This is a genomic window from Nocardioides sp. NBC_00368 (genome assembly GCF_036090055.1).
Classification (GTDB): Bacteria; Actinomycetota; Actinomycetes; order Propionibacteriales; family Nocardioidaceae; genus Nocardioides.
In genome coordinates this window covers 3,936,687-3,958,043 of record NZ_CP107970.1, presented here as the reverse complement: position 1 = coordinate 3,958,043, position 21,357 = coordinate 3,936,687, and the positions used below count along the sequence as shown (strand labels likewise).

The 21,357-nt window shown below is 69.3% G+C and carries 21 protein-coding genes; 9 read left to right on the top strand and 12 right to left on the bottom strand.

Annotated elements, in window-relative coordinates:
- Window positions 1–43 precede the first annotated feature (43 nt).
- The 7 genes from OG984_RS18860 to OG984_RS18830 all read right to left on the bottom strand — a co-directional run bounded on the left by OG984_RS18860 (window position 44) and on the right by OG984_RS18830 (window position 7,897).
- Window positions 44–1,675, bottom strand: coding sequence for a solute symporter family protein (locus tag OG984_RS18860; protein ID WP_328527751.1), 1,632 nt, complete (start codon window positions 1,673–1,675; stop codon window positions 44–46).
- Between the two features lies 1 nt (window position 1,676).
- Window positions 1,677–2,027 (bottom strand): DUF485 domain-containing protein, encoded by a 351-nt coding sequence (locus tag OG984_RS18855; RefSeq protein WP_328527750.1) that lies wholly within the window; start codon window positions 2,025–2,027, stop codon window positions 1,677–1,679.
- A 172-nt stretch (window positions 2,028–2,199) separates the two neighbouring features.
- Entirely contained in the window at window positions 2,200–3,939 is a 1,740-nt protein-coding gene (locus OG984_RS18850; protein ID WP_328527749.1) for a hypothetical protein, read from the bottom strand.
- A gap of 180 nt (window positions 3,940–4,119) precedes the next feature.
- Window positions 4,120–5,649: a sodium/solute symporter gene (locus tag OG984_RS18845; protein ID WP_328527748.1), complete on the bottom strand. Its 1,530-nt coding sequence runs from the start codon at window positions 5,647–5,649 to the stop codon at window positions 4,120–4,122.
- Window positions 5,646–6,014 carry a hypothetical protein gene (locus OG984_RS18840; protein ID WP_328527747.1) on the bottom strand — a complete coding sequence of 123 codons (369 nt, stop codon included), beginning with the start codon at window positions 6,012–6,014 and terminating at the stop codon, window positions 5,646–5,648. Before OG984_RS18840 ends, OG984_RS18845 begins: the two co-directional genes overlap by 4 nt.
- A 9-nt stretch (window positions 6,015–6,023) precedes the next feature.
- Window positions 6,024–6,797 (bottom strand): LytR/AlgR family response regulator transcription factor, encoded by a 774-nt coding sequence (locus OG984_RS18835; RefSeq protein WP_008356300.1) that lies wholly within the window; start codon window positions 6,795–6,797, stop codon window positions 6,024–6,026.
- A complete protein-coding gene (locus OG984_RS18830) occupies window positions 6,794–7,897 on the bottom strand; it encodes a sensor histidine kinase (protein WP_328527746.1) in 1,104 nt (367 codons plus the stop codon). The genes OG984_RS18835 and OG984_RS18830 overlap by 4 nt, the downstream gene beginning before the upstream one ends.
- A gap of 105 nt (window positions 7,898–8,002) precedes the next feature.
- On the opposite strand from OG984_RS18830, the gene OG984_RS18825 reads away from it, so the two are divergent.
- A complete protein-coding gene (locus tag OG984_RS18825; protein ID WP_328527745.1) occupies window positions 8,003–8,476 on the top strand; it encodes a hypothetical protein in 474 nt (157 codons plus the stop codon).
- A gap of 10 nt (window positions 8,477–8,486) precedes the next feature.
- Here OG984_RS18825 and OG984_RS18820 read toward each other — a convergent pair whose 3' ends face one another.
- Both OG984_RS18820 and OG984_RS18815 read right to left on the bottom strand, forming a co-directional pair.
- Window positions 8,487–8,861: a low affinity iron permease family protein gene (locus tag OG984_RS18820; protein ID WP_328527744.1), complete on the bottom strand. Its 375-nt coding sequence runs from the start codon at window positions 8,859–8,861 to the stop codon at window positions 8,487–8,489.
- Entirely contained in the window at window positions 8,858–9,289 is a 432-nt protein-coding gene (locus OG984_RS18815) for a low affinity iron permease family protein (protein WP_328527743.1), read from the bottom strand. Before OG984_RS18815 ends, OG984_RS18820 begins: the two co-directional genes overlap by 4 nt.
- Before the next feature lie 98 nt (window positions 9,290–9,387).
- Between OG984_RS18815 and OG984_RS18810 the strand changes: the two genes are divergently transcribed.
- The 3 genes from OG984_RS18810 to OG984_RS18800 all read left to right on the top strand — a co-directional run bounded on the left by OG984_RS18810 (window position 9,388) and on the right by OG984_RS18800 (window position 13,890).
- On the top strand, window positions 9,388–10,338 hold the full coding sequence (locus OG984_RS18810; protein WP_328527742.1) for a 5'-nucleotidase: 951 nt from the start codon (window positions 9,388–9,390) through the stop codon (window positions 10,336–10,338).
- A gap of 427 nt (window positions 10,339–10,765) precedes the next feature.
- Window positions 10,766–12,223 carry an alkaline phosphatase PhoX gene (locus tag OG984_RS18805; RefSeq protein ID WP_328527741.1) on the top strand — a complete coding sequence of 486 codons (1,458 nt, stop codon included), beginning with the start codon at window positions 10,766–10,768 and terminating at the stop codon, window positions 12,221–12,223.
- A gap of 215 nt (window positions 12,224–12,438) precedes the next feature.
- The gene (locus OG984_RS18800) at window positions 12,439–13,890 is read left to right on the top strand and encodes an MFS transporter (RefSeq protein WP_328527740.1); all 1,452 of its coding nucleotides are present in this window, start codon (window positions 12,439–12,441) and stop codon (window positions 13,888–13,890) included.
- Window positions 13,891–14,001: 111 nt separating this feature from the next.
- Here the strand turns inward: OG984_RS18800 and trpS are convergent, their stop codons facing one another.
- Window positions 14,002–14,979 carry a tryptophan--tRNA ligase gene (gene trpS, locus OG984_RS18795; RefSeq protein ID WP_328527739.1) on the bottom strand — a complete coding sequence of 326 codons (978 nt, stop codon included), beginning with the start codon at window positions 14,977–14,979 and terminating at the stop codon, window positions 14,002–14,004.
- Between the two features lie 182 nt (window positions 14,980–15,161).
- Between trpS and OG984_RS18790 the strand changes: the two genes are divergently transcribed.
- The 5 genes from OG984_RS18790 (at window position 15,162) to OG984_RS18770 (ending at window position 19,051) form a co-directional block, all read left to right on the top strand.
- On the top strand, window positions 15,162–16,367 hold the full coding sequence (locus tag OG984_RS18790) for an acetoin utilization protein AcuC (protein ID WP_328527738.1): 1,206 nt from the start codon (window positions 15,162–15,164) through the stop codon (window positions 16,365–16,367).
- Between the two features lie 210 nt (window positions 16,368–16,577).
- A complete protein-coding gene (locus OG984_RS18785; RefSeq protein WP_008356311.1) occupies window positions 16,578–16,781 on the top strand; it encodes a helix-turn-helix domain-containing protein in 204 nt (67 codons plus the stop codon).
- A 185-nt stretch (window positions 16,782–16,966) separates the two neighbouring features.
- The gene (locus OG984_RS18780; RefSeq protein ID WP_008356322.1) at window positions 16,967–17,068 is read left to right on the top strand and encodes a 30S ribosomal protein bS22; all 102 of its coding nucleotides are present in this window, start codon (window positions 16,967–16,969) and stop codon (window positions 17,066–17,068) included.
- 14 nt (window positions 17,069–17,082) lie between these two features.
- Window positions 17,083–18,102, top strand: a complete 1,020-nt coding sequence (locus OG984_RS18775) for an NAD-dependent epimerase/dehydratase family protein (protein ID WP_328527737.1) — start codon at window positions 17,083–17,085, stop codon at window positions 18,100–18,102.
- On the top strand, window positions 18,095–19,051 hold the full coding sequence (locus tag OG984_RS18770; RefSeq protein ID WP_328527736.1) for a lysophospholipid acyltransferase family protein: 957 nt from the start codon (window positions 18,095–18,097) through the stop codon (window positions 19,049–19,051). Before OG984_RS18775 ends, OG984_RS18770 begins: the two co-directional genes overlap by 8 nt.
- Window positions 19,052–19,176: 125 nt before the next feature.
- Here OG984_RS18770 and OG984_RS18765 read toward each other — a convergent pair whose 3' ends face one another.
- Together OG984_RS18765 and OG984_RS18760 are read right to left on the bottom strand one after the other, a co-directional pair.
- Complete coding sequence (locus tag OG984_RS18765) at window positions 19,177–20,367, bottom strand: DUF5667 domain-containing protein (RefSeq protein ID WP_328527735.1); 1,191 nt, start codon at window positions 20,365–20,367, stop codon at window positions 19,177–19,179.
- Window positions 20,368–20,509: 142 nt separating this feature from the next.
- Window positions 20,510–21,256, bottom strand: coding sequence for a sigma-70 family RNA polymerase sigma factor (locus tag OG984_RS18760; protein ID WP_328527734.1), 747 nt, complete (start codon window positions 21,254–21,256; stop codon window positions 20,510–20,512).
- Between the last annotated feature and the right edge of the window lie 101 nt (window positions 21,257–21,357).

The following is a 21,357-nucleotide window of genomic DNA, read 5'->3' as shown; positions in this document are numbered from 1 at the left end:
GCCGTCGTACAACTGCAGATGTACGACGGCCCGCCGCGGGAGATCAGTGCGTGATCGCCTTCTCCGAGCCGGCGCCGGTGAGGGCGCGGACCTCGAGCTCGACGTACCGCTCGGCGGTCTCCGGCTCCTTCGACGTCACCGTGCCCAGCCAGCCCAGGAAGAAGCCGAGCGGGATGGAGATGATGCCCGGGTTCTCCAGCGGGAACCAGGAGAAGTCCACGCCGAGCGGGAACAGCGAGGCGGAGATCGTCTCGCCGGTCACCGCGTCCACGGCCGTCTTGCCGGAGACGACCGGCGAGAAGAACACCAGACCGACGCAGGAGATCAGGCCGCCGTAGATCGACCAGGTCGCGCCGCGGGTGTTGAACCGCGCCCAGAACATGTTGTAGATGATTGCCGGCAGGTTCGCCGAGGCGGCGACCGCGAAGGCCAGCGCCACCAGGAACGCGATGTTCAGGGACTGCGCCGGGATGGCCAGCAGGATCGCGACCAGGCCGATGCCCGCCGCGGCCCAGCGCGAGACCTTCAGCTCCTCCTTCTCGGTGGCCTTGCCACGCTTGATCACCGAGTTGTAGATGTCGTGGGCGACGGAGACCGAGGAGGTCAGCGTCAGACCCGCGACCACGGCGAGGATCGTGGCGAAGGCGACCGCGGCGATGAGCGCCAGCAGCACGGCGCCCCCGACGGAGCCCTCACCGCCACCGACCTCCTGCGCGAGCAACGGCGCCGCCAGGTTTCCGGCCTTGTCCAGGGTGGTCGGGTCGACCAGCGCGGCCGCACCGAAGCCCAGGACCAGGGTGAACAGGTAGAAGACGCCGATCAGGCCGATCGCCCACAGCACCGACTTGCGGGCATCCGCCGAGGTCGGGACGGTGTAGAAGCGGATCAGGATGTGCGGCAGGCCGGCGGTGCCGAGCACCAGGGCGAGCCCGAGCGAGACGAAGTCCAGCTCGCTGGTGAAGCTGAGGCCGTACTTCAGACCCGGCTGCAGGAAGGCGTCGCCCTTGCCCGAGGCGTCGGCGGCGGAGCCGAGCAGCTCGGAGAGGTTGAAGCCGAACTGGGCGAGCACCAGGATGACGATCAGCGCCGAGCCGGTCATCAGCAGGACGGCCTTGACGATCTGGACCCAGGTGGTGCCCTTCATCCCGCCGACGGTGACGTAGAAGATCATCAGTGCGCCGACGAACAGGATCACGATGTTCTTGACCGCCTGGTCCTCGACGCCGAGCAGCAGGGCCACCAGGGCGCCGGCACCGACCATCTGGGCCAGCAGGTAGAAGATCGACACGACGACCGTGGAGGTCGCGGCCGCCAGTCGGACCGGGCGCTGCTTCATCCGGTACGCCAGCTGGTCCGCCATCGTGTAGCGACCGGAGTTGCGCAGCACCTCAGCGACCAGCAGCAGCGCCACCAGCCAGGCGACGAGGAAGCCGATCGAGTAGAGGAAACCGTCGTAGCCGGACAACGCGATGGCACCGGAGATCCCGAGGAACGAGGCGGCCGACATGTAGTCGCCGCCGATCGCGAGACCGTTCTGGAAGCCGGAGAAGCCGCGGCCACCGGCGTAGTAGTCGGCGGCGGTCTTCGTCTGCCGGCTCGCCCAGAAGGTGATGCCGATGGTGATCGCGACGACGGCCAGGAAGAGGACCGTGGTGAGGATCTGGCTACCGTCCATGTCAGGCCTCCCTCTTCTGGCTCTCGTATTCCTCGTCGAGCTTCCGAGCCAGCGGGTCGAGGTGCTTGTTGGAGTAGTTGGCGTAGAAGTACGCGATGCCGAACGTGGTCGCGAACTGCAGGAGTCCGAAGACCAGTGCGACGTTGATGTTGCCGACCAGCTTGGTGTTCATGAAGCCCTCCGCCCAGTTCGAGCAGACGACGTAGAGGAGGTACCAAGCCAGGAATGCCACCGTGGCCGGGAAGACGAACTTCCGGTACGCCGACCGCAGAGCGCGAAACTCCGCCGTGGCGTGCAGGCTGTCGTAGACCGGGTCGTGCCGGTGGGCTTGGTCGTGTGCTTCAGCGCTCACGGTTAACCCTTTCGTTGACGAGGCCGTCCATCGTGGGGGTGAAGGACGGGCGACGTGTGATCGCAGTCACATTAGGGCTCGCTCGCCCCGCTCGTCGCGGGGTAGCGCGCGGTCCCTCGGTGGGCGGCGCGGTCGCGCGACGAGCGGTCGATTTCGTACGTCGAATGGCGGTCTATCCGCGGCGGCCCCCGCCGCCGGACGTGCCGCCGCCGGTCTGGACCCCATCGCCCTCGGGTGGGTGGATGCACCCCGGACACGGGCTGCTGCTGTCGCTCAGATGGTGGTTCTGGCGGGCCAGGATCACGACCTCGTCCAGCTGCGGCGACTCTCCTGGCATGGTGAGACCGAGACCGTACGTCGCGTTGAACGTCCATACGTCCACGCCGGCGCGGATCGCGGCCCTCCGGGTCAGGTCGTAGGCGGCGTCGTAGAGAGCGGTGAGGTCGACGGAGGCCAGGCGGGCCACGTCGCGCACCGGACCTTCTTCGACCAGCCCGCCGAGGTACGCCTTGAGGATGTGGACGACCTCGTTGCGTCCGACGTCGGGGATGTCGAGGGCGCTGGCGATCGCGGCCGCGGCGGCGTCCGCGAACCGGCCGGCCCGCGCCTCTTGCTGTGATCTGGTCTGCTGGGCCGCGTCGAGCTCCGCCAACGCCTCGCTCACGTCCGGATCGCCAGGTAGCTCCGGCGCTCGTGCTGGCGACTCGTCGTGGACGCGGAGGGTCGCGGCCTGGAAACGGCCGAGCTGGCGGGCGATGCCTCGGGCGCTCTCCGAGACCGGCTGTCCCGCCTCGGTGGGCGCGGCCTCGTCGACGGCCTCGATGACCGGCCGGAGCTGATCCATGGCGCGACGGTTCGCGGTGACGTACTGGTGGATCTGGTGGTACGCCGCCTCCTCGCCCTCAGCGTGCCGGATGTGCCGGGTCTCGAGGGCGTAGCGCTCCTCGACCTGCCGCTTCCACGCTCCCTCGGAGACGGGCACCGCGGTGATGGTGAAGACCAGCGAGACCATCAGGCCGATGTTGATCCCGGCCAGCGTCCGCTTGCCGGTGTTGAGCATGCCGAACAGGGGCAGCCGGGACTCGGTGAAGCGTTGTGGCCACCGCAGCACGACGAAGCTGCCCACGGCGAGGGCGGTGTAGGCCGCCAGCCAGTACGCCCAGTGCACCGCGGTCCACGTCTGCATGCTCTCCAGCACGGCCCGGACCGCCGTGACCTGTGCCGGGTCGAGGCGGAGCAGATCGGCCGACCACACCAGCATGAGCGAGAGCAGCAGCCCGAGCTGGACCGACCAGACGATGTCCGCCGCCGCGCGCACCGTGAGCCGCTGGGCCGCGCGCATCGCTCGCCAGCCGCACCAGGAGAGCCACCCCATGATGAGGAAGAGCACGGGCGCGACGTACGTCGTCGAGAGCAGGTTGCCGAAGAAGATTTGCTCGCCGAGAAGGGTTGTGACGGCGACGCCGCCGAGGTGCGGGATCGCCAGCAGGGCGAGGGGTTCCGACTCGCCGAACCGCCGGTGGGCCAGAAACACGGACCAGGCTCCGAAGCCCGCGACCAGGGCAACGGGGAGGAAGCGGTCGGGCCACCACCAGAGCAGAGCGCCGATGAACGACACCCAGGCAACGGCGAGCGCGGCGACCCTGCCGAACCGTCGCTCCCGCCACCACCCGACCGCCGGCGCTATGGCGGCCGCGTCGATGGCCAGCAGCGCCACGCCGACCAGTACGCCCAGAAGGAGCCCGACGACGGCTCCGAGCAGCGTCAGGAGTACCGCTTGAGCCAGGTCAGCGACGCCGTCGACCTCTCGCCTCGCGACCGCGTGCCACGCGCCCAGTAGAACGCCGGCCGCGACCACGTACCCACTCAACCGGCCCGCGATGTCCGGGGCCTCGTCGTCGGCTTGCTCCACGGTATTCAAGACAGTTCGCCAGACTAGCGATGAAAACGCCGACATCGCCGGAGTTTCGAGCCGTTGCCTGCGTGGCCGGTGGTCACCGGGACGAACGAAAATTCGTTCGCTCTGTGATGGGTGAACGAATTTTCGTTCACCTGGCGGCGGGAGGGTATCGAGGCGGCCGTCTGCTCAGTGTCAGCGCTGCAGGGCGGGAGCGACGGCGGGCTCGATCGTCGGCTCGGGGGTGTGGAGGCGGACCAGCAACCGGGTCGTGTGGGCCGGTACGTGGGCCGCGGTGGCGAGGCTGACGACGATCATCACCGCGAAGGAGAGCGGGACGGCCCAGAGTGCCGGCTGGCTGAGCGCCACGTCAGCCCACGTGTCCGTACGCGACCCACTGATCGTGAACACCACGGCCGTCCCGGTCGTCACGAGGCCGGTGACCAGCCCGGTGGCGGCGCCGTAGGCGGTCAGCCGACGCCACCAGATGCCGAGCAGGAGCAGCGGGCAGAAGGTGGCGGCGGCGAGGGCGAAGGCGAGCGCGACGCCACGGGCGACACCGACGCTGGGGGTCAGCAGCGCGCCGGTGACGGGAACCAGGACCGCGACCAGGGAGGCGATCCGGAAGGCGGCGACGCCGCCGTAGCGGCTGCCCCGGCGGCGCAGCAGCGGCACGACGACGTCCTGGGAGAGCACGCCGGAGACGGCGATGGCCAGGCCCGAGGACGTCGACAGGAAGGCGGCGAAGGCGCCCGCGCAGACCAGCCCGGTCAGGGCGTCACCTGCCCAGCCGGAGAGCATCAGACGGGGGAGCTCGAGGACCAGGGTGTCGGCGGAGGCGGGGGAGGCTGCGTACACCCTTCCCAACAACCCGAGGATCGGCGGCAGCAGGTAGAAGACGCCGAGCAGTGCCAGCACGACCAGGGTGGTGCGGCGGGCGGCGCGGCCGTCGGGGTTGGTGTAGAAGCGGACGCCCACGTGCGGCAGGCCCATGGTGCCGAGGAAGGTCGCCGCGATCAGCGAGTAGGTCGCATAGAGCCCGGCGGAGCCGTCGGTGCCCATCGGCATCGACCAGGTCTGGCTGAGGTCGGTGGCACGGGGCGCGCCGTCGCTGCCCCAGACCGCGACCAGCACGCCGACCGGTACCAGCAGGGCGGTCAGCTTGAGCCAGTACTGGAAGGCCTGGACGAACGTGATCGAGCGCATCCCGCCGGAGAAGACGCTGACCAGCACCACGGTCCCGACCAGCACCGGTCCCACCCAGCGAGGCGCTCCGGCAACCAGCTCGAGGGTCAGCCCGGCGCCCTGCAGCTGCGGCAGCAGGTAGAGCCAACCGATGGTCACGACGAGCAGCGAGCAGAGCCTCCGCGCTCCGCGGGACGCGAGCCGCTCCTCGGCGAAGTCGGGCAGCGTGTACGCCCCTGACCTGCGCAGAGGTGCCGCGACCAGGGTCAGCAGCACCAGATAGCCGGCGGTCCAGCCGATCGGATACCAGAGCATCTCGGCGCCGGACGTGAAGACCAGCCCGGCGATGCCGAGGAAGGAGGCGGCGGAGAGATACTCCCCGCCGATGGCGCTCGCGTTGAGGCCGGGCCGCACCGACCGCGAGGCGACGTAGAAGTCGCTCGTGGTCCGGCTGAACCGCAGCCCCCAGGTGCCGATGGTCAGCGTCGCCAGGGTGACCAGGGTGACCGCGACGATCGCCGGGGCGGAGTCGAGGGTCATGGCGTCTCGTCGTCCGGCTTCAGGAGGTCGGCGTAGCTGGCCTCGTTGCGCTCCGCGCCGCGCAGGTACCAGCGGCCGAGGAGGAACAGGAACGGGTAGACCAGCACGCCGAGGAGCAGCCAGGGCAGCGGGATGCCGAACGGCGAGGTGTGGACCAGGCCCGGAGCCAGCCAGAACAGCAGCGGGAGCGAGCCGACGCCGAGGAAGAGCACGGCCAGGGTCCGAAGGGCGATCGAGAGCTGGGCACGCATCAGGGAGCCGAGGTAGACCTCGCCGAGGCGGGTGTCCTCGTCGACGTCGACCCGTCGGACGGCCGGGCGACGCCGGGGCGGGCCGGTGACGCGTACGCGTTGGGGTTCAGTCATCGGATCGGTTCATGAGCGTCGGGCGAGCAGGTCCTTGAGCTGGCGCGTGTGGCGGCGGCTGACCTGCAGCTCGGTGCCGCGGGACGCGCCGCCGACGACGACCGAGCAGCGCCCGGCCTCCGACCGCACCTCCGTCACGTGGGCGAGGTTGACGAGGAGGGAGCGGTGGATGCGTACGAACCGGGCGGATGCCCACTCCTGCTCCAGCTGCGTCAGCGGGACCCGCACCAGGTGGGAGGCGTCGGCGGTGTGCAGCCGGGCGTAGTCGCCCTGCGCCTCGACGTGGGTGATCTGGGAGCGCCACACGAAGCGGGTGACGCCGCCGAGCTCGACCGGGATCTGGATGTCGCCGCTCGGCTCCTCCTCCGGCATGCTGCCCATCAGCCGGGTGACGGTCTCGGCCAGCCGCTCCGCGCGCACCGGCTTGAGCACGTAGTCGACCGCGCGCAGGTCGAACGCCTCCAGCGCGTGCTCCTCGTGAGCGGTCACGAACACGACGGCCGGCGGCGTCTTGAAGCGCGCCAGCAGCCGGGCCAGCTCGAGCCCGTTCAGCCCCGGCATCTGGATGTCGAGGAACACCGCATCCACGCCCGACCCCTGCAGCTGCTGCAGCCCGTCGGTCGCGTTGAGGCACGTGCGCACCTCCGCCACCCGGGCGTCCTGCGTCAGCAGATAGGAGAGCTCGTCGGCCGCGGGCGGCTCGTCGTCGACGACCAGGATGCGGAGCCGGCCTCCCGGCGCTCCCTGTCTGGCGGCGAAGGCCTGCGTCGTACGGCCGTTCATGTGTGCACTCCTGGGGCGAACTTCGGGATTCTGAGGATGACCTTCGTGCCGGCGCCGTGGGCGGTCTCGACGACCAGGCCGTAGTCGTCGCCGTAGGCGTTGCGGAGCCGGGCGTCGACGTTGCCGAGCCCGACGGAGTCGGCGCCGCCGGCCAGCGCGTTGCGCACCTTCTCCGGGTCCTCGCCGGCGCCGTCGTCCTCGACCTCGATCACGCACTCGGTGCCGCTGTCGGCGGCCCGGATGGAGATGTGGCCGGTCTGCGCGTCGGCCAGGCCGTGGCGTACGGCATTCTCGACCAGCGGCTGCAGGCACAGGAACGGCACCGCGATGGGCAGCACCTCGGGCGCGACCGACAGCCGGACCGAGAGCCGCTCGCCGAACCGGGCCTGCTCCAGGAGCAGGTAGCGCTCCACGGAGCGGAGCTCCTCGGACAGCGTCGTGTATTCGCCGTGCGTCCGGAAGGAGTAGCGGGTGAAGTCGGCGAACTCGAGGAGCAGCTCGCGCGCACGCTCCGGATCCGTGCGTACGAAGCTGGCGATCGCGCCCAGCGAGTTGTAGATGAAGTGGGGGCTGATCTGAGCGCGGAGCGCGCGCACCTCGGCCTCCATCAGGCGCCGACGCGACGCGTCGAGCTCGGCGAGCTCGAGCTGCCCGGAGACCCAGGTCGCGACCTCGTCGGTGGCGCGGACCATCATCGCGGAGGTGTCCGGGGCGTAGGCCTGCAGCGTGCCGACCAGATGGTCGTCGACGACCAGCGGGCTGACCACGGCGGAGTGGATCGGGCAGCCGGCCTGGCCGCACTCGAGATCGACTCGGTCGTAGAACCGGGTCGCGCCGCGCTCGAGCGTGCCCTCGGCCAGCTTGGTCACGTGCTCCTGGTGATGGGTGCCGATGCCCTCCCAGGCGAGCAGGCCGTCGGTGTCGGTGATCGCGAGCGCGGGCGCGGCCAGGAGCGCCTGCAGGTGCGGGGCCGCGCGCTCGGCGCTGTCGACGGTCAGACCGCCACGCAAGGCCGGGCTGGCCAGCGATGCGTTGTGCAGGGTACGGAAGGTCGCCCGATCGGCTTCTGTGCCCAGGTGGGTTCGCTTCCAGGGCCGCATCCTCGCGCTTCCTCCTTGCTGGTGCTCGGTCGAGACCTCCAGTGTGACCGCGCCCACGTTATCTGTCACCCGAGCCGTTACGGGGGTGCGAGGTAGGTTTGGCGCATGCGACTGAGTCGAGTGATCCCGGGTCTGCTGGCCGCCGGTGTAGCGGGCGCGGGTGCCGCTTTCGTGATCGGCATGCGCAACAAGTCGCCCTGGCTCCAGGACCGCATCCGCGCCTTCTCGAAGCGGTTCGCCTCCGAGGCGCTGAAGACCGCCGGCGGGGAAGGTGTCACCAACGGCGTCGTCCTCCACGTGGGCCGTGCGAGCGGGCGGGAGTACGCCACCCCGATCACGCCGTTCCCGACCCCCGACGGCTTCGTCATCAACCTGCCCTACACCTCGAAGGTCGACTGGGCCCAGAACGTGCTGGCCGCCAACTCGGCCACGATCGTCCACGACGGCGTCGAACACCGCGTCACCGACCCGCGGGTCGTCCCCTACGCCGAGGTCGCGCCCCTGCTCCCCAAGGCCGCCGGCATCGTCCGCGCCGTCTTCGACATCCAGGAGTTCCTCCGCGTCACCAAGGTCGCCTGACCCTCACCGGCTACCGCTGGTGCCGGCGGCGGATGTGCTCCTGGTCCGCCAGATCTCGATCCTCCATGGCGATGACGTCGTTGTCCGCGCCGTCGACGCTCTCGACGAGCTCATCGAGCTTGAGCAGGATGGCCTTGGTCTGCCGGTTGGTCATGTGCTGGATGCTGAAGAGCACCAGCAGGCTGACCATGGAGGCAGTCGCGTAGACGAGGCTGTGCCACCACGAGGCGAACCCGGAGACGAGACCGGCGATCAGCAACCCCGCGACGACGATCATGCTGATCCCGCTGGCCCAGGCCGACCCGGCAACGCCGGCGAGGGCGTGGGCGGCGGCCGAGAACTGGTCGCGTACGTAGTGGTGGTCCTCAGGCTCGGGGCCCGTCATTCCGCGCTTTCCCGTTCCTCCAGACCGACCGCCTGGCGAAGCTCGTCGCGGTCGTCACGCAGCTCGGGGTGGTCACGGGCCAGCCTTTCCATCATGTCGGAGAGACCTCCGGCGATGGCGTTGAGCTTCTGCTGAACGGCGTCGTCCGCTCGCTTCTGGGTGTTCTGCAGGAGCGCCACCAGCAGGAACGTGATGATCGTCGTGGCGGTGTTGATGATCAGCTGCCAGGTGTCCACATCGGGCAGCACGAAGACGGACGGTGCCCAGATCACCACCAGCAGCACGCACATCATGAAGAACCACGCCCGCGACACGAAGTTGCTCGCGTGGGTGGCGAATCGGTCGAACACCCCGAGATGGTCTCCTACCTCTGACGGCATCTCGCCGCTGCTACGCCCGGAGTGGTGCTCACGCTCGCTCGTCGGCATCACTACCTCCTTCACCGACGTTCCCGGTACCCGATTCAGCGCTCCTCATACCCAAACGCCCCGGCCCGGTGTCGGAGGCGAGCGGTAGGTTGCGGAGCGTGGGATACGAGCTGAGCGGGCGGTTGGTGGTCGGGATCGCGTCGAGCGCGCTCTTCGACCTGACCGAGTCGGACGCCTACTTCCGCGAGCACGGCGAGGAGGCCTACCGCCGCTATCAGGACGAGCGCATCGACGAGCAGCTCCGGCCCGGCGTCGCGTTCCCGTTCATCAAGCGGCTGCTGAGCCTCAACGATCTGGCCGAGGACGCCGACGACGGTCTCGTCGAGGTGATCGTGGTCTCGCGCAACGACCCCAGCACCGGGCTGCGGGTGATGCGCTCGATCGAGCAGCACGGTCTGCCGATGACCCGCGCCGTCTTCACCCAGGGCCGCTCGCCGCATCCCTACATCGGCGCGCTCGGGATGTCGCTGTTCCTCAGCGGCAACCGTGACGACGTCATCGCGGCCAACCGCGAGGGTTTCCCGGCCGGTCACGTGCTGCCGTCGGCTGCGACGTACGACGAGACCGATCGCTCCGTCGTCGTCGCCTTCGACTTCGACGGCGTCCTCGCCGACGACGGCTCCGAGCGGATCTTCCGCGAGGAGGGCATCGAGGCCTACCGCACCTACGAGGCGAGCCGGAAGACCGAGCCGCTCGAGCCCGGGCCGCTGCAGCCGCTGCTGCGCGACCTCAACCTGATCCAGCAGATCGAGGAGCAGCGCCGTCTGGAGGATCCGAGCTACGAGCCACGGCTGCGGATCGCGCTGGTCACCGCCCGCGGCGCCCCGGCCCACGAACGCGCGATCCGGTCGCTGCAGTCCTGGGACGTCTACGTCAACGAGGCGTTCTTCCTCGGTGGAGTGGAGAAGAGGCGCGTGCTGGAGGTGCTGCGTCCGTTGATCTTCTTCGACGACCAGACGACCCATCTCGACGAGGCGGTCGGCTCGATCGCCGGGGTTCACATCCCCTACGGCGTGGCCAACGCCGACCACGTTCCTCCTGGTCAATAGCACGTTCACAGTTCGGCTACAGGACGTTCTCAACTGTGGGACAGGCCCGTCCCTGTGTCACCCTGGGGAAGTTGTACAGACTCTGTTCATGTAAGAAGTGCGAGGTGTTCACTCGATGACTTCGGCTATGTGTGCCAAGTGCACCGAAGACGAGGAGATCCGGGTTCTCGCGCGTTCGGCGGGGGGCCGCCGGCGGCTGATGTGCTGCAGGTGCGGACACGCGTGGGAGAGCGGTCGTTCCGGCCCCACCCGGAATGCTGGGCTGTCGGGCCTGTTCGGGGCTGCCTGAGACGCCGCCGGCGTACGTTTCACGGTGCCGTCGCCTGAGGTTCACCTCGGGCGGTCGCGCAGGTGTTGCGGAGTGGCTTGGGTAGAGGGTCGAGACCTGTCACGGGTTCCCCTACGAAGCTCCGAGGAGTACCAACCCATGTCCGCAACTCGACGCTCCCTGCTCACCGGAGGAGCCGCGGCCGGGGTCGGCCTGGCCGTCGCCGGCGCCGTTCCCGCCCTGGCCGAGGCGAAGCCCGCGCGGCCCGGCACCCCGGGACGCAAGCGCGCCCGCGAGCCGTTCCCGCCCCTCGTGGACGACCCCCAGGGGATCCTCGCGCTGGCCGAGGGGTTCTCGTACGCCATCATCACCTCCGCCGGTGAGACGACCCTGAAGTCGGGGGAGAAGACTCCGTCCAACCACGACGGGATGATGGTGCTCGGCGGCAAGCGGGGGCGCTACACGCTGATCCAGAACCACGAGATCGAGCCGGGCGAGGGCATTCCGGTCCCGCTGGTGCCCGGGACGGTCTACGACGCCGGCGCCCCCTCGGGCGGCTGCACCGTGATCACCACCGACGCGGGCGGCGCCAACCTCGGTGAGTTCGTCGCCATCTCCGGCACCTCGACCAACTGCGCCGGCGGCCCGACGCCGTGGGGGACCTGGCTGACCTGCGAGGAGACCGTCAACGACGCCGGCGAGGAGTGGGAGGGCGAGGACGGCAGCAAGGGCGTCTACGAGAAGGACCACGGCTACGTCTTCGAGGTCTGGGCCGACGGCTCGGCCGACCCGCGCCCGATCAAGGCGTTCGGTCGCTACGACCACGAGGCCCTCGCGATCGACAGGACCCGCACCAAGGTGTTCCTCTCCGAGGACGCCGACGAGCCCAACGGGCTCTTCTACCGCTGGACCGCTCCGGCCGGGGTCAGGCTCGGCCCGGGCGTGCTCACCTCGCTGGCCGATGATGCGGGCACCCTCGCCGCGATGCAGATCATCCTTCCCGACGGTTCCGTCCTGCCGGATGTCGCCTACCTGACCTCCGCGCAGATGGGCCAGCCCTTCCCGGTGACGTGGAAGACCGTCCCCGAGCGCGACGCCCAGGAGACGCCGTGCCGCGAGCAGTTCGCCGACGGCGAGGTCACCCGCGGGCGCAAGTTCGAGGGCGTGTGGGGCACCGACGAGGGCGTCTACGTGGTCAACTCCTACGCCTGGGAGGAGGGTGACATGCCCGCCGACGCCTCGCCGCACGACGGCATGGTCTGGTTCTACGACTACGAGGCCGAGACGATCCAGCTGGTGACGTACTTCCCGCACCAGACGCAGTCCGAGGACGATGCTCCGGCCCCGAAGTACGGCGACCTCACCTTCGACGGTCCCGACAACGTCACCGTCACCCCCTGGGGCTCGCTGGTGCTCGCCGAGGACGGCAGCGGCGCCTCGCACGTGCTCGGTGCATTCCCGGGCGGCCCGGCGTACGCCATCGCCCGCAACGACCTGAACGACTCCGAGTTCTGCGGCCCGTGCTTCTCGCCCGACGGCCGGGTCCTCTTCGTCAACATGCAGGACCCCGGCTACACCCTGGCCATCACCGGCCCGTGGGAGCGCTACCTCGGCTGAGGCTCCGCGGCTCAGCAGACCAAGACGTACGCGGCGGGCGGCTCGGGCCTCCCGCCGCGTACTTTTCCCGACGGGAGCCGGAAGTGAGGTTGTGAGGCTTGTGAGGTCGTGAGCGGAAGTTGACGGTCTCGCATGCGAGGGTTGGCGGCTGCTGAAACGTGGGCTGGTGATCGTGGGTGCTATCTCGCCGACTGCCGTTACCTGAGGAGCCCACCATGAGCCGTCGCTACTGGATCGACGACTGGCGTCCGGAGGACGCCACCTTCTGGGAAGAGACCGGGGCGAAGACCGCCCGCCGCAACCTGATCTGGTCGATCTTCGCCGAGCACCTCGGCTTCTCGGTCTGGCTGATCTGGTCGGTGTCCTCGGCCTTCCTGGTCGCCCAGGGCTTCGACTTCACCCCGAGCCAGCTGTTCTTCCTGATCGCGATCCCCAACCTGGTGGGATCGCTCCTGCGGGTGCCCTACACCCTCGCGGTGCCGAAGTTCGGCGGCCGCAACTGGACGATGATGTCGGCCGCGCTGCTGCTCGTGCCGACCCTCGGCTTCGCGTACGCCGTCACCCAGCCGTCCACCCCCTACTGGGCCTTCTGCCTGATCGCCGCCACTGCGGGTCTCGGCGGCGGCAACTTCGCCTCCTCGATGGCGAACATCAACTTCTTCTACCCGTCCGACAAGAAGGGTGCCGCGCTCGGCCTCAACGCCGCCGGCGGCAACCTCGGCGTCGCGCTCATCCAGTTCCTGCTGCCGGTCATCGTCGGTGGCGCCGGCATCTTCGGGCTGATCAAGGCCTCCGACGGCGGCATCCACCTCGAGCGGGCCGCCTTCGTCTACGCGGCGCTGGCCGTCATCGCGATCCTCGCGGCCTTCTTCTTCATGGACAACCTCAGCTCCGCGAAGTCGTCCACACGTGAGCAGCTCTCGGTCGTGAAGTCGAAGCAGACCTGGATCATGTCCTTCCTCTACATCGGCACCTTCGGCTCCTTCATCGGCTACTCCGCCGCCATGCCGCTGCTGATCAAGCTCAACTTCTGGGTGCCCGAGCCCGCTCCGCTCGGTACCGGCATCTACTTCGCCTACTTCGCCTTCCTCGGCGCCCTGATCGGCTCCGCGACCCGGCCGCTGGGTGGATGGCTGGCCGACCGCTGGGGCGGCGCGAAGGTGACGCTCGGCGCATTCATCGGGTTGGTCGTCTTCACCCTCGCGGTGCTCTGGACCCTGATGCAGCTCACCCCCAACCCGGAGGCCTCGCCCGCGATCGCACAGGCGAACCAGTCGTGGTTCCCGGTCTTCCTGGGCTTCTTCATGCTGGTCTTCGCCTCGACCGGCATCGGCAACGGGTCGACCTACAAGATGATCCCGGCGATCTTCCGCCGTGAGGCCGAGATGGCCACCACGCCGGGCACCGCCGATCGCGAGGCCGCTCTCGCCGGCGCGACCAAGAAGTCCTCCGCCGCGGTCGGCATCATCGGCGCCGTCGGCGCGGTCGGCGGCTTCCTCATCCCGATCGCCTTCAACAGCCCCTGGGTCACCAACCCCCTCGACGCCACCAAGTCGGCGTTCGTCGCCTTCACGATCTTCTACGCCATCTGCGCCCTGGTCACCTTCATGGTCTACCTGCGGCCGCAGCGTGCGCGGGTCGGTGAGCTGGCGGACGTGCGGATCTGAGCGTCGTCTCGGGTAAGTCGCCCCGGGTAACACGTCGTTCGTAGGTCTGGTCGCCCCATCTGAACGGGCGGGTGGTCCTACGAACAGCGTGTTACCCGGGGTCAGCCGCCCTCAGGCCAGCCCGATCGCCGCCTCCGCGGCGGCCAGGACCGGAGCGGTCACCTCGCGGCACCGTGCGGCTCCGGCGGCATAGACCTCCGTGACGTACGCCCGGTCCGCGGCGAGCTCGCGGTAGCGCTTCTGGATCGGCTCGAGCTCGGCGACGACGGCGTCGGTGACCGCCGCCTTGAGAGCGCCGTAGCCCGACAGCCCGGCAGCGGAACCGCCGCAGGCCTCGAGGATGTCGATCAGGTTGGTGACCCCCGGCCGCTCAGGGTCGCGGGAGACGTCCCCGGCCGAGTCGGTCACCGCACGGGCCACCTTGCGGCGTACGGCATCGGCGTCGTCCAGCAGGAAGATCGAGCCCGGGTGTGCGTCGCCGGCCGACTTCGACATCTTCCGCGTCGGGTCGGCGAGATCCATCACCCGCGCCCCGGAAGCAGGATGCACCGCCTGCGGGACCGCGAAGACCCGGCCGTACGTCGTGTTGAACCGCACCGCGATGTCCCGGGCGAGCTCGACGTGCTGACGCTGGTCGTCGCCGACCGGGACCTCAGTGGCGCCGTAGAGCAGGATGTCGGCGGCCATCAGCACCGGATAGGTGAACAGCGAGGCGCGCACCGACGCCCCGACGCGGCGGGACTTCTCCTTGAACTGGATCATCCGCCCCAGCTCACCGGTGTGCGCGACGCACTCCAGCAGATAGCTGAGCGACCGGTGCGCGGGGACGTGCGACTGAATGAACAACGTGGCCGGTTCGAGCCCGGAGGCGATCAGGAGGAGGGCCATCTCCTCCGTCCGCGTACGCAGCACCGACGGTTCGTGCGGCAGCGTCAGTGCGTGCAGGTCGGAGAGCCCGTAGAAGGCCGAGGAGTCGGCGGAGCCAGCCATCTCGACAGGCTCGATAGATCGCATCGGCCGTAGCGCGCCGAGCAGGTTGCCGAGGGTCAGTCGGCCGGAAGGAGTGATGAGGGAGAGTCGCTTGGTCATGATCGACCTTTCGGGTGTGAGGCCCACGGGTCAGCGACGATCGAACGAGAAAGGCCGCCCGTGGGCGGCCTGATGTGAGTGCTCGACAAGAGGTGGACCGCCTAGGAGGCGGACCACCACTGGGTGGAACGAATGCTGAACACGTCTCCAGTGTCGCACACCTCACGGATACCGTGTGGCCCATGACGACTCCGCCGACCACAGGGCCGAACACCTGCCAGGGGCACTCGACGGTCGTCTACGACGAGAGCCTGGCCGACTACGACTTCGGCCCGACCCACCCGATGGCGCCGATCCGGGTGGACCTGACCATGCGCCTGGCCGGCGAGCTCGGGGTGCTCGACCACCTGAAGGTCGTCGAAGCGCCGATGGGCACCCCGGAGCAGCTGCTCACCGTCCACGACGAGAGCTACATCGAGGCGGTCATCAAGGCCGGCCGGAGCGGCGACTCGGACCTCGCCCACGGCCTCGGCACGGAGGACGACCCGGTCTTCCCGCACATCCACGACGCCAGCGCCCACATCGTCGGCGCGAGCATCGAGGCCTGCCGCCAGGTCTTCTCCGGCGAGAGCCTGCACAGCGCCAACATCATGGGCGGCCTCCACCACGCGATGCGTGGACGCGCCGCCGGGTTCTGCATCTACAACGACGTCGCCGCCGGCATCCAGTGGCTCCTCGACCAGGGCGTGAAGAAGGTCGCCTACGTCGACGTGGACGTGCACCACGGGGACGGGGTCGAGCGAGCCTTCTGGAACGACCCGCGGGTCCTGACGATCTCCCTCCACGAGACCGGGCAGCTGCTCTTCCCCGGCACGGGCTTCGCCGAGGAGGTCGGCGGTCCGGAGGCCGAGGGGAGTGCCGTCAACGTGGCGCTGCCGCCGGGGACGGCCGACCACGGCTGGCTGCGCGCCTTCCATGCCGTCGTACCCGACCTGATCCGGGAGTTCCAGCCGGAGATCCTGGTGACCCAGCAGGGCTGCGACTCCCACACCGACGACCCGCTGGCCGACCTCGCCCTCAGCGTGGACGGCCAGCGAGCCGCGTACGTCGCGCTGCACGAGCTCGCCCACGAGGTGTGTGCGGGCAAGTGGGTGGCGTTCGGCGGCGGTGGTTATGCCGTGGTCGACGTCGTGCCACGCGCGTGGACCCACCTTCTTGCGCTAGTCTCGGGTAATCCCTTGGAGCCGACGCTCGACGTGCCAGGTGGCTGGCGCGAGCACGTGCAGACGCGCCTCGGGAGGGTCGCACCGTTGCGCATGACGGACGGGCGTGAGCCGGCCTACCGCGACTGGGGAAGCGGGTACGACCCCGGCACGTGGCTGGATCGGCAGGTCCACGCGACTCGCACAGCGGTGTTCCCGCTGCACGGGCTCGACCCGATGCCGTAGCCCGGTCGCCACGTTTCGACACGGTCGAGAAACCGCACTTCGTCGCGCCCAAATGCAACTCGACACGCCGGTGGTATGTGAGATTCTCAAGGGTGTCCCCTTCCCCATCAGTCACATCAGGCCCTATTCTCACTTTGGGATCGCGTTTTGGGACCAGCGGTGGGGAAGCCGCTGGCGTCGCGATCACTCGAGAGAGAACGGTGGAAGCAGATGGTTACTCCTTCTGGAGACATCTCTGACAGCAAGTTCCTGACCGTGGCCGAGGTTGCGTCGATGATGCGCGTCTCCAAGATGACGGTCTACCGGTTGGTTCACTCGGGCGAGCTGCCTGCGGTACGTGTCGGTCGTTCCTTCCGGGTTCGGGAGGACGACGCGAACGAATACCTCAAGAGCTCGTTCTACAACGCGGGCTAGTTGTCGGACCCCGCGCCCGGGCACGATGGGCGCGGGGGCAACACCCGTATCGCCGGGTCACCGATTCTCTCTGGGTGCCCTGCCTTCGTTAGTCTTACCCCCTAGGTCTGTTTGCCGCGCGCCGCGGTGAGTGGCCGCGTCGGCACCGGGCCGGCATTCTCTGCAACGATCGTGAAGGGTTCCCCGTGGGTTCTGTCATCAAGAAGCGTCGCAAGCGCATGGCCAAGAAGAAGCACCGCAAGCTGCTCAAGAAGACTCGCGTCCAGCGCCGCAAGCTCGGCAAGTGACGTACGTGGCGTAGGTGGCGGAACGCACCGGGCCCGGTCGGGTCCTCCTGGTCACCGGGGTCTCGCGTGACCTCGGGCGCCGTTTTGCGCGCGCTGCCGCCCGCCACCCGAACGTCGAGCGGGTGATCGGCGTCGATGTCGCCCCGCCCCGCGGGGACATCGGCAAGGTCGGATTCGTCCGAGCCGACATCCGCAACCCGGTGATCGCCAAGGTGATCGCCAAGGAGGAGGTCGACACCGTCGTCCACCTCAGCGTCATCGCGACCCCCGGCACCACCGGGGGTCGTTCGACGATGAAGGAGCTCAACGTCATCGGGACGATGCAGCTCCTCGCGGCGTGTCAGACCGCGCCGTCCCTGCGCCAGGTCGTGGTGAAGTCGACGACCCAGGTCTACGGGGCGAGCAGCCGCGACCCGGCGATGTTCACCGAGTCGATGGAGCCACGCCGCACCCCGTCCTCCGGCTACGCCCGCGACGTGGCGGACATCGAGTCCTACGTCCGCGGCTTCGCCCGTCGCCGCCCGGACATCGCCGTCACCGTGCTGCGCTGTGCCAACGTCCTCGGGCCGAGCGTGGTCAGCCCGATCGCGGCTCACTTCCGGCGCACGGTCGTGCCCAACGTGCTCGGCTTCGACCCGCGCCTGCAGTTCCTCCACGAGCAGGACCTCTACGGCGTCCTCGAGCATGCCGTACGCACCGGGGTCCCCGGGACGTTCAACGTCGCCGGCGACGGCGTGCTGACCCATTCCCAGGTCGCCCGACGACTGCAGCGGATGACCGTGCCGATCCCCGAGCCTCTCTTCGGCCTGGCGAGGTTCGGCGGTGGCGAGTATCCCGCCGAGCTGCGAGCGCTGCTGACCTACGGCCGCGGGGTCGACACCTCGCGGATGCGCTCCCTGCTGGGCTTCGAACCTCGATACACCACCGAGGAGACGGTCGTAGACTTTGCGAACAGTGTGATGCCGTCGGCGAATCGTGCCGATCGCGCACTGGCCGCCTTGGAGAGCCGACTGACAGGAGCGTCCGGTGACTGAGTCCGCCGCCCAGGGTTTCGTCGGCGCCACGACACGCGAGCGACACCCGCTGCGGGCGATCCCGGCGGCCGACTGGGCCGCGGCCCTGGAGAGCGCCGCCAAGGAGGTCTTCGGGGCCGAGTGGGAGGAGCAGCTGGCTCGGTTCATCGTGTTCCTCCGTCGCCGGATCTCGGGCGAATACTCGGTCGACGAGTACGGCTTCGACCGCGAGCTCACCCAACGCTTCCTGCTGGCGGTGCTGCGGCCCATCAAGGAGAAGTGGTTCCGGGTCGAGGTGCGCGGCATCGAGAACATCCCGGCCGACGGCGGCGCCCTGATCGTCTCGAACCACTCCGGCACGATCCCGATGGACGGCCTGATGACCATGGTCTCGATCCACGACGAGATCGGCCGCGACCTGCGCCCCCTCGGGGCCGACCTGGTCTTCCGGATGCCGATCGTCGGCAACATCGCCCGCAAGGCCGGCGCGACGCTGGCCTGCAGCGAGGACGCCGAGCGGATGCTGCGCAACGGCGAGCTCGTCGGCGTCTGGCCCGAGGGCTTCAAGGGCATCGGCAAGCCCTACAGCGAGCGCTACAAGCTGCAGCGCTTCGGCCGTGGCGGCTTCGTGTCCTCGGCACTGCGCACCGGCGTCCCGATCGTGCCGCTCTCCGTCGTCGGCGCCGAGGAGATCTACCCGCTCGTCGGCAACATCCCGGCCCTCGCCAAGGTCATCGGCGTCCCCTATCTGCCGATCACGCCGTTCTTCCCGCTTCTCGGGCCGCTGGGTCTCATCCCGCTCCCGTCGAAGTGGCTCATCGAGTTCGGCGAGCCGATCCGCACCGATGCGTACGACGCCTCGGAGGCCGACGACCCGATGCTGGTCTTCAACGTCACCGACCAGGTGCGCGAGACGATCCAGCAGACTCTCTACCGCCTGCTGGGCGAGCGCGCCTCCGTCTTCGGCTGACCCACCCAGGCCGAGGCGTCACCCCCGTCGGCCGAGTCGTCAGCGCCGTCGGCCGAGAGGTCAGCGGCGCCGACCGAGGCGGCAGACGTCTGCCAACTCGACCAGCGCCCGTGACGCCTCGGGGACTACGGGGTGAGGAGGCCGGTGGCGCCGGCGAGCACGTCGCCGACCAGGCCGGTGACGCCGGTGACCAGACCGGTGACGGGGTCCGTCACGGTGCCGGTGTCGGTGCCGGGCTCCTCGGACGGGCCGCCTTCCGAGGGCGTCGGAGTGGGCAGGATGCTGCCGTCGTCCTCCGGAGCCTCGGAGGGCTGGTCCTTGTCGTCGTCCTTCTCGTCCTTGGGGTCGGTCACCGAGCCGGGACCGATCTTGTCGGGATCGATGGAAGGCAGATCGAGGGCGTTGTCGTCCGGGCTGAGCGGCGGCAGCGCCTCGGCCTCGACGACGGTGTCGGCCGGAAGCAGCCCGTCGATCTCAGAGGTGAGGCTGGAGACCAGCGTCGCGGGGAGCTCGGTGATGCCACCCTCGCAGGTGGGGCAGAGCTGGGCGGCGGCCTGGTCGATCAGCACGAGCGTCTGGGCCGCGTCGGAGACGGCCGGCTCGGCACGTTCGGGGACCTGCGGGCTCAGCTCGGCCAGCTCCTCGACGCCATCGGCCGCGAACGTACGCAGCAGGGCGAGCGAGTCGTTGTCCTGGGACTTCTCGAAGTCGCTGATCAGCAGGTCGGAGCCGTGGGCGGCCTGTCGCGAGAAGGTCTCGAGCGTCGTGGTGACCCGCTCGGAGTCCGTCATCGGCGCGTCGGCGACCAGCGACTTGGCCTCGCGCAGGCGGGTGCCGGCGTCCTCGAGGATCCGGATGCCGCGGGCCTGGGTGCTGACCGTGAATCCGGCGGAGACGTTCTCGACGGCGCGCTTGACCGGGTAGAGCGAGTCGCCCGGAAGCGCGGTCTGCGAGGCGGCTGCAGCGCCTGCGGTGCCACCGACGATCGCCATCGCGGCGAGGGCGACGGCCAGCTTGCGCTGCCGGCGCGGCCTGCGTACGGACCCGACGGTGAGCTTGCGCTCGACCGTCTTCTCGACGCGCGGAGCCGGCACGAGCTCGGTGTCGGCGGCCTCCATGAGGCGCTCGCGGAGCGAGACGGAGAAGTCGCGGCGAGGCACGGCGGAGTCGCTGAGAGTGGAGAGCGACGAAGCGAAGGCTGCCAGATCGCGAAGCTCGTCGGCAGAATGCGAGGATCGCCGATCGGTCGCGGAGTGCGCCGCGACCATTCGGTCGAACTCGTCGGCGCGCTTTCGCGCCGGAAACGCCGGGCTCATCGGAGGGTTCCTACTCGGTATCGGCAGTGAGGGATTCGTCGAAACAGCTGTGCACAAGGCCCAGCCATGTCGGACAACGAGTCGCCCCGGCCGCGGGTTACGGCAACCGGTCGAGCATTCAAGGTGGTGCGGAACACAGTCATCAGCGGATCCCGTCAGGCATCTGCTTTGCGAGATTGCGGATCCCGCGTAGCTGGAGCTGTTTCACGGCTCCGTCGCTGCGTCCGAGGATAGCCGCTGTCTCGGCGATGGACAGCCCTTGGAGGAAACGCATGATGATGCAGTCGCGCTGCTCGTCGGGAAGCTTGGAGAGTGCGCCGAGCAGCATCTCGTTGGTGATCCCGGCCATCACGATCTTCTCGGGACCGTCGGCCGCGGAGTCGTGCAGACCCATGTCCTCCGTCGTCATCTCCAGGCGCGTACGTCCCGCCTTGAAGTGATCGGTGGCCAGGTTGCGGGCGATGGTCATCAGCCAGGCGCCGAAGTCCTTGCCCTGCCAGCGGAAGCCGGTCATCGAGCGCAGCGCCCGGAAGAAGGTCTCCGAGGTGAGGTCCTCGGCGACCTGGGTGGAACGGGTCCGGTAGAAGAGGAAGCGGTAGACCGCGCCGTGGTAGTGGTCGTAGAGAAGGCCGAACGCCTCCTTGTCGCCCTTGCGGGCGAGCTCGACCAGCGCGATCAGCCGGGTGCGGTCGGCCTCGCTCTCCTCCGAGGAGGCGGCGAGCTCGGTGTCGTCGTCGGGCTCGTTGTCGGAGCGCGGCTTCTCGTGCGTGCCGCCCGAGCCGCGACGCTCGGGCTCGGCGAACGGGCCGGTCGCACCGGCCACACCGGCGTAGGCGGGTTCGTAGCCCTCGTTCATCAGGAGCGCGACCGCAGCGCGCAGCGCATCCAAGCGACGATGGACGTCATTGGCGCGGCGCGACATGTGGGTCCCTCCCGAAGACTCCCCCTGAGCGAGCCCAACCTTACGGGTTAGGGCATCCCGATGTCAGG

Coding starts and splice junctions, on each gene's coding strand:
- OG984_RS18860 (WP_328527751.1), bottom strand. CDS start 1,675: ATGGACGGTAGCCAGATCCTCACCACGGTCCTCTTCCTGGCCGTCGTC.
- OG984_RS18845 (WP_328527748.1), bottom strand. CDS start 5,649: ATGACCCTCGACTCCGCCCCGGCGATCGTCGCGGTCACCCTGGTCACC.
- OG984_RS18840 (WP_328527747.1), bottom strand. CDS start 6,014: ATGACTGAACCCCAACGCGTACGCGTCACCGGCCCGCCCCGGCGTCGC.
- OG984_RS18835 (WP_008356300.1), bottom strand. CDS start 6,797: ATGAACGGCCGTACGACGCAGGCCTTCGCCGCCAGACAGGGAGCGCCG.
- OG984_RS18830 (WP_328527746.1), bottom strand. CDS start 7,897: ATGCGGCCCTGGAAGCGAACCCACCTGGGCACAGAAGCCGATCGGGCG.
- OG984_RS18825 (WP_328527745.1), top strand. CDS start 8,003: ATGCGACTGAGTCGAGTGATCCCGGGTCTGCTGGCCGCCGGTGTAGCG.
- OG984_RS18820 (WP_328527744.1), bottom strand. CDS start 8,861: ATGACGGGCCCCGAGCCTGAGGACCACCACTACGTACGCGACCAGTTC.
- OG984_RS18815 (WP_328527743.1), bottom strand. CDS start 9,289: ATGCCGACGAGCGAGCGTGAGCACCACTCCGGGCGTAGCAGCGGCGAG.
- OG984_RS18805 (WP_328527741.1), top strand. CDS start 10,766: ATGTCCGCAACTCGACGCTCCCTGCTCACCGGAGGAGCCGCGGCCGGG.
- OG984_RS18800 (WP_328527740.1), top strand. CDS start 12,439: ATGAGCCGTCGCTACTGGATCGACGACTGGCGTCCGGAGGACGCCACC.
- trpS (WP_328527739.1), bottom strand. CDS start 14,979: ATGACCAAGCGACTCTCCCTCATCACTCCTTCCGGCCGACTGACCCTC.
- OG984_RS18790 (WP_328527738.1), top strand. CDS start 15,162: ATGACGACTCCGCCGACCACAGGGCCGAACACCTGCCAGGGGCACTCG.
- OG984_RS18785 (WP_008356311.1), top strand. CDS start 16,578: ATGGTTACTCCTTCTGGAGACATCTCTGACAGCAAGTTCCTGACCGTG.
- OG984_RS18765 (WP_328527735.1), bottom strand. CDS start 20,367: ATGAGCCCGGCGTTTCCGGCGCGAAAGCGCGCCGACGAGTTCGACCGA.